The sequence below is a fragment of the Streptomyces sp. NPDC018045 genome (assembly GCF_044327445.1).
GTDB lineage: Bacteria > Actinomycetota > Actinomycetes > Streptomycetales > Streptomycetaceae > Streptomyces.
Genome location: NZ_JBIRFL010000013.1, coordinates 127,334 through 139,348, shown reverse-complemented (window position 1 = coordinate 139,348; position 12,015 = coordinate 127,334). Strand labels below are relative to the sequence as shown.

The 12,015-nt window shown below is 72.0% G+C and carries 7 protein-coding genes; 4 read left to right on the top strand and 3 right to left on the bottom strand.

The window, feature by feature from the left end; all coding sequences use genetic code 11:
• The first annotated feature begins 334 nt into the window (after positions 1–334).
• The 4 genes from ACH4EB_RS25955 to ACH4EB_RS25940 all read left to right on the top strand — a co-directional run bounded on the left by ACH4EB_RS25955 (position 335) and on the right by ACH4EB_RS25940 (position 7,134).
• Positions 335–1,069, top strand: coding sequence for a spermidine synthase (locus ACH4EB_RS25955; RefSeq protein WP_398350096.1), 735 nt, complete (start codon positions 335–337; stop codon positions 1,067–1,069).
• Positions 1,070–1,147: 78 nt separating this feature from the next.
• A complete protein-coding gene (locus tag ACH4EB_RS25950; RefSeq protein ID WP_031001263.1) occupies positions 1,148–1,888 on the top strand; it encodes a response regulator transcription factor in 741 nt (246 codons plus the stop codon).
• A complete protein-coding gene (locus ACH4EB_RS25945; protein ID WP_398350095.1) occupies positions 1,885–3,102 on the top strand; it encodes a sensor histidine kinase in 1,218 nt (405 codons plus the stop codon). Before ACH4EB_RS25950 ends, ACH4EB_RS25945 begins: the two co-directional genes overlap by 4 nt.
• Before the next feature lie 237 nt (positions 3,103–3,339).
• Positions 3,340–7,134: a multifunctional oxoglutarate decarboxylase/oxoglutarate dehydrogenase thiamine pyrophosphate-binding subunit/dihydrolipoyllysine-residue succinyltransferase subunit gene (locus ACH4EB_RS25940; protein ID WP_398350093.1), complete on the top strand. Its 3,795-nt coding sequence runs from the start codon at positions 3,340–3,342 to the stop codon at positions 7,132–7,134.
• Between the two features lie 80 nt (positions 7,135–7,214).
• Here the strand turns inward: ACH4EB_RS25940 and fxsT are convergent, their stop codons facing one another.
• The 3 genes from fxsT to ACH4EB_RS25925 all read right to left on the bottom strand — a co-directional run bounded on the left by fxsT (position 7,215) and on the right by ACH4EB_RS25925 (position 11,958).
• Entirely contained in the window at positions 7,215–10,220 is a 3,006-nt protein-coding gene (fxsT, locus tag ACH4EB_RS25935) for an FxSxx-COOH system tetratricopeptide repeat protein (RefSeq protein ID WP_398350092.1), read from the bottom strand.
• 160 nt (positions 10,221–10,380) lie between these two features.
• Positions 10,381–11,535: an FxsB family cyclophane-forming radical SAM/SPASM peptide maturase gene (locus tag ACH4EB_RS25930; RefSeq protein WP_398350091.1), complete on the bottom strand. Its 1,155-nt coding sequence runs from the start codon at positions 11,533–11,535 to the stop codon at positions 10,381–10,383.
• 168 nt (positions 11,536–11,703) lie between these two features.
• Positions 11,704–11,958, bottom strand: coding sequence for a YxD-tail cyclophane-containing RiPP peptide (locus tag ACH4EB_RS25925; RefSeq protein ID WP_398350089.1), 255 nt, complete (start codon positions 11,956–11,958; stop codon positions 11,704–11,706).
• Positions 11,959–12,015: the final 57 nt, after the last annotated feature.

The window sequence follows — 12,015 nt, the reverse complement described above, 5'->3', positions numbered from 1 at the left end:
TCTCCCCGCCCCGCGTTCCCGCGCAAGAGACCGTTCGGGTGAGGAGGGCTCCCCCGTCGGGTGTGGCGTTCGCCGTGTTCGGCCGGCTCACTGGTGCCTGGTTCCTTCCGCTCGTGGCGCCGAAGGCGCCGGCCGGCACGTCCGCCCCCTCGGTCGTGTGTGCCCGCGTGGCGTGCCGGCCGCTCGGACGCCGGCGGTCCACTGAGGATCTACGTGGGGAACAGCCTGCACGCTCAACCCATGAGCGAGCTGTGTCCGTGACGTGCGTCACGAGGCGGTGGGCGGTCGCCGGGCGGCTGGACCCGTCCCGCATCGTTTGGTCAGGATGGCCGCCATGACTCACCCCGCGCACGCCATGCCTGTCTCCGTGCACGTACCCGGCCCGCCCGAGCCCGGCAGTGGGCCGCGGGTGCTCGACCGCCGTGAGGGCCCGTACGGCGAGGTCGTCCTGCGGCAGCGGGGCGAGCACTTCGAGATCATCGCCAACGGGTGTTTTCTGATGGACACCTCGGACGGGCGGTCCGAGCGGCTGCTGGTGGATGCCGCGCTGGCGGAGCTGGAGGACGAAAGGCCGCTTCCCGGTGTGCTGATCGGCGGGCTGGGGGTGGGGTTCTCTCTGGTCAGGGCGGTGGAGGAGGCCCGCTGGGGTCGGGTGACGGTGGTGGAGCGGGAGGCCGCGGTCATCGACTGGCACCGTGCCGGGCCGCTGTCCGCCGTGTCGGGGGCGGCGCTCGCCGATCCCCGTACCGAGGTCGTCGCCGCCGATCTGGTCGCGTACGTGCGGGACGGCGCGGGGCCGCGCACGTTCGACGCGCTGTGTCTGGACATCGACAACGGCCCGGAGTGGACCGTCACGGAGGACAACGGCGGTCTCTACTCCCCCGCCGGTCTCGCGGCCTGCCGGGACCGGCTGACGCCCGGGGGCGTGCTCGCCGTGTGGTCGGCGCAGCCGTCGTCCGTGTTCGAAGAAGCTCTGCGAAATGCCGGGTTCACCGGCGTACGTACCGAAGAGATCCCCGTTGTCCGAGGCGTCCCCGACGTGGTGCACCTCGCGCGCAAGGGCGCGTAGCCGAGGGTCATGGCCTGCCCTTACGCTGCTGCCCAGCAGTACGCGACCATGCAGCACGGGGACACGCAGGGGCGGGCGATGGATCAGACGCAGACCACCCAGGGCGGCACCGCCGCGGCCACGCCCGGCGCCCAGCGCCGGATCCTCGTCGTGGAGGACGACCCGACGATCGTGGACGCCATCGCGGCCCGGCTGCGCGCCGAGGGCTTCCAGGTGCAGACGGCCACCGACGGCCCGGCCGCGGTGGACACCGCCGAGGCGTGGCAGCCGGACCTGCTGGTCCTGGACGTGATGCTGCCGGGGTTCGACGGGCTGGAGGTGTGCCGCCGGGTGCAGGCGCGGCGTCCGGTGCCCGTCATGATGCTCACCGCGCGCGACGACGAGACGGACATGCTGGTCGGCCTCGGTGTCGGCGCGGACGACTACATGACCAAACCGTTCTCCATGCGGGAGCTGGCGGCCCGGGTGCATGTGCTGCTGCGGCGCGTGGAGCGCGCCGCGCTGGCCGCGCACACGCCGCGCAGCGGCATCCTGCGCCTGGGCGAGCTGGAGATCGACCACGCGCAGCGCCGGGTGCGGGTGCGGGGCACGGACGTGCATCTGACGCCGACCGAGTTCGACCTGCTGGTGTGCCTGGCCAACACGCCGCGCGCGGTGCTCTCCCGCGAGCAGTTGCTGGCGGAGGTGTGGGACTGGGCGGACGCGTCCGGCACCCGTACGGTCGACAGCCACATCAAGGCGCTGCGCCGCAAGATCGGCGCGGAGCGCATCCGTACGGTGCACGGCGTCGGGTACGCGCTGGAGACCCCGCCGGTATGACGGCCCCCGCCCGCCGCCGGCCGGCCGCCGAGCAGGAACGGGCCGGCCGCCGGGCCCGCGGCCGGGCCGGGGAGCGCCCGTGGGACGGGCTGGGCGGTCTGCGGGAGCGGGTCTGGACCCCGTTCTGGCGGCGGGTCTGGGAGGGGCTGCGCCCGCTGGACCCGTACCGCTCGGTCAAGGCGGCGCTCGGCGCGCTGGTCATCGTCTCGGTGATCATCACGACCCTGCTGGTGTTCGTCGCCATCCACTCCGACACCGAGCTGCGGGTCATCACGGTCTTCTCGATCATCGCCTCGCTGCTGGTCACCCAGTTCGTCGCGCAAGGTCTGACGGCGCCGCTGGACGACATGACGGACGTGACCCGGGCGATGGCGGACGGCGACTACACCCGCCGGGTGCGCGGCGGGCGGCGCGACGAGTTCGGCGACCTGGCCGACGCGTTCAACCGGATGGCCGCCGACCTGGAGGCGGTGGACACCCACCGCAAGGAGCTGGTGGCCAACGTCTCGCACGAGCTGCGCACCCCGATAGCGGCCCTGCGCGCCGTCCTGGAGAACGTGGTGGACGGGGTCTGCGACCCCGATCCGGAGACGATGCGTACGGCCCTGAAGCAGACCGAGCGGCTGGGGCGGCTGGTCGAGCACCTCCTCGACCTGTCCCGGCTGGACAACGGGGTGGTACCGCTGCACGCCCGCCGTTTCGAGGTGTGGCCGTACCTGTCGGGGGTGCTCAAGGAGGCCAACATGAGCCGCGGCGCCGCCACGCTCTCGGGGCCGGCCGGCTCCGGCACCCACACCCGTACGGACGTCCATCTGCATCTGGACGTCTCGCCGCCGGAGCTGACGGCGTACGCGGACGCCGAGCGGCTCCACCAGGTCGTGGCGAACCTGATCGACAACGCCGTCAAGCACAGTCCGCGGCACGGCCGGGTCACGGTGCTGGCGCGGGGCGGCGAGACGCCCGGTGGCCTGGAGCTGGAGGTGCAGGACGAGGGCCCGGGCATCCCGGAGGCCGAGTGGCACCACGTCTTCGAGCGGTTCAACCGGGGCGATCCGGCGACGTCGGGGCCGGGCAGCGACGGCGGTACGGGGCTGGGCCTGGCGATCGCGCGCTGGGCGGTGGATCTGCACGGGGGCCGGATCCGGGTGGCCGAATCACCTCGCGGCTGCCGCATCCGCGTCACTCTTCCGGGGAGTGATTCCGCCCGGGGCTGACGCCGGGTGTCGTAGGGTCGGTGGTGGAAGCACCCGGTCCGGTGTGCGCCGGCGATGCCGCGTACCCGAGTACAGGCGAACCTGGTGTGTTTCCCGCCCCGTCATGCCCCGAAACCCACGGCCGAATGTGACGTGCACGACGACTGACGGCCCCGGACTGCACCAGAGGTCCGGAGAGGCGTAGCCTTTATTCCCGCTGTCCACCACCTTAGGAAGCGGAAGAGGGCGGTTGCCGCCGTGTCGCCACAGTCCCCCAACAGCTCGAGCACTTCGACTGACCAAGAGGGGCAGGGAAAGAACCCTGCTGCCGCGTTCGGTCCGAATGAGTGGCTCGTCGATGAGATCTACCAGCAGTACCTCCAGGACCCGAACTCGGTAGACCGAGCCTGGTGGGACTTCTTCGCCGACTACAAGCCAGGAGCGGGCGCCACCGCGCCGGCCCCGGCGAGTGACGGCAGCCCCGCCACTCCGGCCGCCGGGACGGCCCAGGCCGCCCCCGCGGCACCGAGCGCGCCCGCGGCCCCCGCCGCGCGGCCCGCCGCTCCGGCCCAGCCGGCCGCGCACGCCCCGGCGCCCGCCAAGGCCGCCCCGGCGAAGGCCGAACCCGCGAAGACCGCCAAGCCCGCTGCCAAGAAGGACGATGTGAAGGCCGACGAGGCGCCCGCAGGCCCGGAACTGGTCACCCTCCGTGGCCCCTCCGCCGCCGTGGCGAAGAACATGAACGCCTCTCTGGAGCTGCCCACGGCCACGTCCGTGCGCGCCGTCCCGGTGAAGCTGCTGTTCGACAACCGCATCGTCATCAACAACCACCTCAAGCGCGCCCGGGGCGGGAAGGTCTCCTTCACCCACCTCATCGGGTACGCGATGGTGCAGGCCCTCAAGGCCATGCCGTCGATGAACCACTCCTTCCAGGAGAAGGACGGCAAGCCGACGCTGGTCAAGCCCGAGCACGTCAACCTCGGTCTGGCCATCGACCTGGTCAAGCCCAACGGTGACCGCCAGCTCGTCGTCGCGGCCATCAAGAAGGCGGAGACGCTCAGCTTCTTCGAGTTCTGGCAGGCGTACGAGGACATCGTCCGCCGCGCCCGCAACAACAAGCTGACGATGGACGACTTCACCGGAGTCACCGCGTCGCTGACCAACCCGGGCGGCATCGGCACCGTCCACTCCGTGCCCCGCCTGATGCCCGGCCAGGGCCTCATCATCGGCGTCGGCGCGATGGACTACCCGGCGGAGTTCCAGGGCACCTCGCAGGACACCCTGAACAAGCTGGGCATCTCCAAGGTCATGACGCTGACCAGCACGTACGACCACCGCGTGATCCAGGGCGCCGCCTCCGGCGAGTTCCTGCGCATCATGAACCAGTTGCTGCTCGGCGAGAACGACTTCTTCGACGACGTCTTCAAGTCGCTGCGCATCCCCTACGAGCCGGTGCGCTGGCTGCGCGACATCGACGTCAGCCACGACGACGACGTCACCAAGGCGGCCCGGGTCTTCGACCTGATCCACGCCTACCGGGTGCGCGGCCACGTCATGGCCGACACCGACCCGCTGGAGTACGAGCAGCGCAAGCACCCCGACCTCGACATCATCGAGCACGGGCTGACGCTGTGGGACCTGGAGCGGGAGTTCGCCGTCGGCGGCTTCGCCGGCAAGACCATGATGAAGCTGCGCGACATCCTGGGCGTGCTGCGCGACTCGTACTGCCGCACCACCGGCATCGAGTTCATGCACATCCAGGACCCCAAGCAGCGCAAGTGGATCCAGGACCGGGTCGAACGCGGGCACTCCAAGCCGGAGCGCGAGGAGCAACTGCGCATCCTGCGCCGGCTAAACTCCGCCGAGGCGTTCGAGACGTTCCTCCAGACGAAGTACGTCGGCCAGAAGCGGTTCTCCCTGGAGGGCGGCGAGTCCGTCATCCCGCTGCTGGACGCGGTCATCGACTCGGCCGCCGAGTCGCGCCTGGACGAGGTCGTCATCGGCATGGCCCACCGCGGCCGGCTGAACGTCCTCGCCAACATCGTCGGCAAGTCGTACGCGCAGATCTTCCGCGAGTTCGAGGGCAACCTCGACCCGAAGTCGATGCACGGCTCCGGCGACGTGAAGTACCACCTGGGCGCCGAGGGCACCTTCACCGGCCTGGACGGCGAGCAGATCAAGGTCTCGCTGGCCGCCAACCCCTCGCACCTCGAAGCGGTCGACCCGATCGTCGAGGGCATCTCCCGCGCCAAGCAGGACATCATCGGCAAGGGCGGTACGGACTTCACCGTCCTGCCGGTCCAGCTCCACGGTGACGCGGCCTTCGCGGGCCAGGGTGTCGTCGCCGAGACGCTGAACATGTCGCAGCTTCGCGGCTACCGCACCGGCGGCACGGTGCACATCGTCATCAACAACCAGGTCGGCTTCACCGCCGCCCCGGAGTCGGCCCGCTCCTCCATGTACGCCACGGACGTGGCCCGCATGATCGAGGCGCCGATCTTCCACGTCAACGGTGACGACCCCGAGGCCGTCGTCCGCGTCGCACGGCTGGCGTTCGAGTTCCGCCAGGCGTTCAACAAGGACGTCGTCATCGACCTGATCTGCTACCGGCGCCGCGGTCACAACGAGACCGACAACCCGGGCTTCACGCAGCCGCTGATGTACGACCTGATCGACAAGAAGCGCTCGGTGCGCAAGCTCTACACCGAGTCGCTGATCGGCCGCGGCGACATCACGCTGGAGGAGGCCGAGCAGGCGCTCCAGGACTTCCAGGGCCAGTTGGAGAAGGTCTTCACGGAGGTCCGCGAGGCCACCACCGCCCCGGCCACCCCCGAGGTGCCGGAGCCGCAGGCCGAGTTCCCGGTCGCCGTGGACACCGCGATCTCCCAGGAGGTCGTCAAGCGGATCGCCGAGTCCCAGGTCAACATCCCCGAGCGGGTCACCGTCCACCCGCGCCTGCTGCCGCAGCTCCAGCGCCGCGCCGCCCAGGTCGAGGACGACACGATCGACTGGGGTACGGGCGAGACCCTCGCCTTCGGCTCGCTGCTGATGGAGGGCACCCCGGTCCGCCTGTCGGGCCAGGACTCCCGCCGCGGCACCTTCGGCCAGCGCCACGCGGTGCTGGTGGACCGGGAGACCGGCGAGGACTACACCCCGCTGCTCTACCTGTCCGAGGACCAGGCGCGCTTCAACGTCTACGACTCGCTGCTGAGCGAGTACGCGGCGATGGGCTTCGAGTACGGCTACTCGCTCGCCCGCCCCGAGGCGCTGGTCCTGTGGGAGGCGCAGTTCGGTGACTTCGCCAACGGCGCGCAGACCGTCGTCGACGAGTTCATCTCCTCGGCCGAGCAGAAGTGGGGCCAGACCTCCGGCGTCACCCTGCTGCTGCCGCACGGCTACGAGGGCCAGGGCCCGGACCACTCCTCGGCCCGTATCGAGCGCTTCCTCCAGCTCTGCGCGCAGAACAACATGACCGTCGCCATGCCGACGCTCCCGTCGAACTACTTCCACCTGCTGCGCTGGCAGGTGCACAACCCGCACCACAAGCCGCTGGTCGTCTTCACCCCGAAGTCGATGCTGCGTCTGAAGGCGGCGTCGTCGAAGACGGCGGAGTTCACCACGGGCGGCTTCCGGCCGGTGATCTCGGACGACGCGGCGAAGGCCGCGGACGTCACCAAGGTCATCTTCTGCTCCGGCAAGGTCTACTACGACCTGGAGGCGGAGCGGGTCAAGCGCGGCGCGTTCGACACGGCGCTGGTCCGTATCGAGCGGCTGTACCCGCTGCCCGGCAAGGAACTGCAGGCGGAGATCGCCAAGTACCCGAACGCGGGCAAGTACCTGTGGGTGCAGGAGGAGCCGGCGAACCAGGGTGCGTGGCCGTTCCTGGGTCTGAACCTGATCGACCACCTCGACCTGTCCGTCGGCGCCGACGTGCCGCACGGCGAGCGCCTGCGCCGCATCTCGCGGCCGCACTCCTCGTCGCCGGCCGTGGGTTCCGCCAAGCGCCACCAGGCCGAGCAGGCCGCGCTGATCGCCGAGGCGTTCGACGCGTAGTCCGCAGGACACCGGTGTGACAGCCAGGGGCCCCGCCGCGAACGACCGACGTTCGCCGCGGGGCCCCTGGCCGTTCGCGGTCAGACCGGCTGGGGCTCGAAGTCCCAGTACGGGCGGCGCCGGCGGCGCGCGGAGAGGGTGTGCGGGTGTTCGGCGCCCAGCGTCTCGGTGAGCTGCTGCACGGCCTGCTGCTCCAGCTTGGACGCCTCCTGACCGCGCCGTAGCGCCCGCAGGTCGTCGGCGAGCGCCGTCTTGGCGGAGAGCGTCAGCGGGTGGGTCTCGCCGAGCACCTGCTTGGCGCGCTCCAGGGTCTCCCGGCTCAGCCGCTCGGCGCTCTCCTCGTCGTCGACGCGGTTGCGCGCGCCGGCGGCGTTCAGGGCGCAGCCCAGCGTCCAGGGGTGGTCGGGGCCCACCGCCCGGGTCATGCCGCGCAGTGCCTCCTCGGCGATGGCCAGCGCGTTGTCCCGCTCGCCGAACTCCCAGCACACCAGGCCGGTGTTGCCGAGCGCGCCGACCGTGTACGGGTGGGCCTCGCCGACCAGGGTGCGGTACCGCTCGGCGGCCTCCTCGCCCAGTTCCCTGGCCTGCCCGAGGTCGCCGTGCTCCCGCAGGAACGTGGCGTAGTTGGCCTGCATCATGAGCGTCTCCGGATGCCGGGGACCGTGCACCCGGCGGGAGCGCTCCACGACGTCGCCCATCAGCGCGTCGGCCTGGGCCACGGCGCCGGAGCGGCGCAGGCACAGCGCGAGGTTGTGCTCGGCCCGCAGGGTCAGCGGGGTGTGCTTGCCCATGACCTGGTGGTAGAGCCGTACGTTCAGCTCCTGGCGGGACAGCGCGTCGGTGTAGCGGCCCAGCAGGCGCAGCATGCGGGCGTAGGAGTAGGCGGCGCCGAGGGTGAGGTGGTGCCGGGCGCGCAGTTCGCGCTCCCAGACGAGCAGGACCTCGCCGAAGAGTTCGAGCGCTTCCTGGTAGCGGCCCAGGGCACTGAGCGCGGAGGCGAGGTTGCTGCGCGAGGAGAGCGTGAGCGGTGCCTCCGCTCCGAGGAGTTCCGTACGGCCCCGGACGACCGACTCGAAGATGTCCAGCGCCTGCCCGTAGGCGCCCAGCGCCATCAGGGTGCCGGCGAGACCGTCCTGCGCGCGCAGCAGCGCGCCGTCGCCGGACTCCCGTTCGGCGGACAGTTCCTCGACGATGGCACTGCCGACCGCCTCGGCCTCCCGGTAGCGCCCCAGCCTGCGCAGCATGTTGGCGTGCTGGTGGGTGACGACGAGCATGGTGCGCTGGGTGGGGGCGATGCGGGTACGCCAGCGGGACAGGAACTGTTCGCACAGCCGCAGGCCGATGCGGTACTCGCCGCGGACCCGGAGGTACTCGACGCAGTTCAGCAGCAGTTCCTGGACGGAGGTCTCCGGGCTGTCCAGGACACCGGCCGGCTCCAGGTGCGGGATGAGGGCGGCGTACTGTTCCCAGGTCCGGGTGTCGGAGGGGCTCTGCGGGTCGGCGGTGGCCAGCACCCGGCAGGCGGTGGCGGACATCGCGTCCCGCTCGTCCTCCGCCATGTCGCTGCGCAGGAAGCGGTGGTAGAGCCGGTGCATCTGCGCGGTCTCCACGGCGGGGTCCGTCGTGGTCTGCGCGATCTGGTAGTCCAGGCGTACGGCGGTGGACTCGGTCAGCCGGCGCAGGGCGGTGTTCCAGGCGATGGGCTCGGCCGCCAGGTCGGCCAGGTATTCGGGCAGGTCGCCGCGGCGGGCGCGGGCGAGCATCGGCACGGGGATCGCGTCGGGCGCGAAGAACGCGAACAGCTTGAGCAGTTCGACGGCGGCGGGGCTGCGTTCGCGCAGCGTGTTGAGCGTTATGGCCCAGCTCGTCTGGAAGGCCATCGGGTAGTCGGTGGAGATGCGGATGCCGACCAGGCTGGGCTCGCCGCGGCGGATCAGTTCGATGTACTCCTTGGGCGCCATCGGGTTGGCGTCCAGCCAGGCGGCGGTCTGGGCGAGCAGCAGCGGCAGGTCCTGCACGGCGTCGGCGAGCAGGTCGGCTTCCATGTTGGTCAGCCGCGGGGCGCGCCGTCGCGCATAGGCGACGGACTCGATACGGGTGAAGGGCAGCACCTCGATCTCCTGGGCGCTGCCGGACCCGGACCAGTCCCGGGTGAGGGTGGTGATCAGGACGTGCCCGCGGCCGTCCGGCACCAGGTCCTCGATCTGCTCCATGTCGTCGGCGCTGTCGAAGATCAGCAGCCAGCGGCGGTACGGACGGCCGACCCGCAGCGCCTCGTGGACGGCGCGGATGCGGTCGCCCAGCTCCTGGCCGACCGGCAGGCCGAGGCGGGTGGCCAGCTCGGCGAGCTGTTCGCGGGCCGCGCCCCGGTTGGTGGCGCTGATCCACCAGACCACGTCGTAGTCGTTGCCGAAGCGGTGGGCGTACTCGGCGGCGATCTGGCTCTTGCCGACGCCGGAGATGCCGTACAGGGCGATCCGGGTCTCCAGCGGCTGGCCGAGGCCGGGCACCGGGCCCGCCAGCTTGCCGTGCAGCTCCTCCAGCGCGGTGTCGCGGCCGGTGAAACGGTTGTTGCGGCGGGGGATGTTCCAGATCTCGGGCGGGTCGTTGGGGAAGCGCGGCGCGTTGGCCGCGGGCTCGGCGGGCCGCCGGCCGGCGGCCGGGACGCCGAGGCGGTTCAGGACGCGGCGGTTGGCCTCGACGGCGTCCAGGTCGCGCAGGTCGGCGGGGCGCAGCACGGAGGCGGTGGCGGGCAGCCGCTGGGTGGCGACGCTGACGGCGGCGAACCGGTCGGCGTGGTCCGGCACGACCTCCTGGAGGGCGGTCGTCCACTCGTCGTGCGTCTTGGGGCCGAGTTTGAAGTACCAGTCGTCGAGCACCATCAGCAGGCGGCCCTCGGCCGCGAGCAGGCCGGCCAGCTCCTCGGTGAGCGGGCTGTCGGCCGGGGGGTCCCAGCGCAGCATGGTGGTGCCGTGGCCGAGCTGCTCCAGTTGGTGCGAAATCCACGCCGCCCACGGCCGGTTGAACCCCGCGTAGCTGATGGTGATGTGTTCTGCGGAGCCGGTGGTAACGGACTGATCGACCATGCGACCGCCTCCTCGGTGTGCGGTGGTTCGCGCGGGCGCGAGCTGGCTGTTCGGCACGATAGCCCAAGTATCCTCCCGCGCGCCGACGCCACGTCAGGTCGTATTCACAGTAAGCCAGTTGACGTACGGCGAGGTCAGGGCGCGGACCGGCCCGCCGTGGTCACCGCATGTGGACCTCGGCGTCGAGCCGGGCGGCGATGTGCCGGATCACCCGTTCCAGGTCGGCGCAGTACACGGACGGGTTACGGAAGCCGCTGCCGCCGGCCCGGTAGCGGTGGGCGTAGTTGCCGCCGCCGCAGACCGTCATCAGCGCGCAGGCGCGGCACCGGTCGCACAGGCCGTCCGCGCCGAGCCGGCGGGCGGTCATCCCGGGGTGGCGGAGCGCCTCGTCGAAGCTGTTGCGGAAGACGTCCAGGCCGGTGGCGGCGGCGCCCTCGTACGCCGATTTGAGGGAGTCGACCTGCTCGATGGCGCCGTCGGTGTCGACGACGAGCGCGACGACGGGCGACAGGCCGACCGCTTCGCTGGTGCTGGGGCGGCCCAGCAGCAGGCCGATGATCTCGGTGAAGAGGCGGACCCGGGGGGCCGGCTCCCGCTCGGCCCACCACAGGTCGAAGACGGCGCACAGCCAGTCGCCGTACGGGGTGCGGCCCGCCGGGCCCGGCGGCAGCGGCGGGCGGCTCGTCCAGTTGGCGTGCGGAAGGAGGAAGTCGAGCATCGGCGGGCCGAGGGCGCGCAGGGAGCCGTAGACCCGGGCGGGGTCGGAGGTGAGGTCGATGGTGCACAGGATGCCGGCGAAGACGCCGGGGCGGCCGGCCAGCAGCCGGGCGGCGCGGGACGCCGCGGGCCAGGAGGCGCGGCCGGCGTGGTCCAGGCGGCGGCGGTTGAGGCCGGGGGTGCCGCCGTCCAGGCTGAGGCCGACGCGGAAGCCCGCGCCGGCCAGCGTGTCGAGCGTCGCCGGGGTGAGGAGGGTGCCGTTGGTCTGGACGCCCAGGTGCGCGCGGCAGCCCGCGGGGAGTTCGGCGCGCAGCGCGGCCGCCTGGTCGAGGAGCGGCCCGGGGCCGGTGAGCAGGGGTTCGCCGCCGTGCAGGTCGACGCGTATCTCGTCGAGGCGGTGGGCGCGTACGTGCTCCGCGATGCGCCGCGCGGTCTGGCGTACGGTGCCGGGCGGGGCGTGCGGCGGGCGGTCGCGCCAGCTCCGGTCGGGGCCCGTGTAGATGTAGCAGTAGGTGCAGGCGAGGTTGCAGCGGCTGTGCGTCTTCAGGACGAACTGCCGGAAGGGGAACACGGCCCGGTCCGGGCTCTGGCACACCACGACGTCGCCCCCTGCCTGCGTCCGACGTCCGGGCACCCCGGTGACGGCCCGCTGCCGCCATACATGGCTCGGCCACCGGGGAACATGCACACGGCAACGGCAACTGGCCGGATCCGCTGCCCCCCTTGCCCAAAAACCGTCGCCCGGTCCGGGCCGGCGCCCTTGGGGTCAGCGGTCGGCCGGCTCCGGGACGGCGCCGGGATCGGTCGGTCCCGGCCCGTCGTCGTAGTACGCCACCGCCCGCTCGGCGGGGACCCAGGTGCGCAGCAGGAGGGCCGCCACCTCCCCCAGCACCGGGTGGCCCGTCCGTGCGGCCACCGCGGCCACATCGACACCGCCGAAGTCCGGCAGCGGCTCGGCCGACGGGCCGGACGGCTCGGCCGGTGCGGCCGGGGCCGTACCGGTGACGGGGACTGTCGCCACGCTGTTCTCCTCTGGGCCGGGTGCACGGGTGTTTCCCGCGCGCCCGAGCACGGAAAC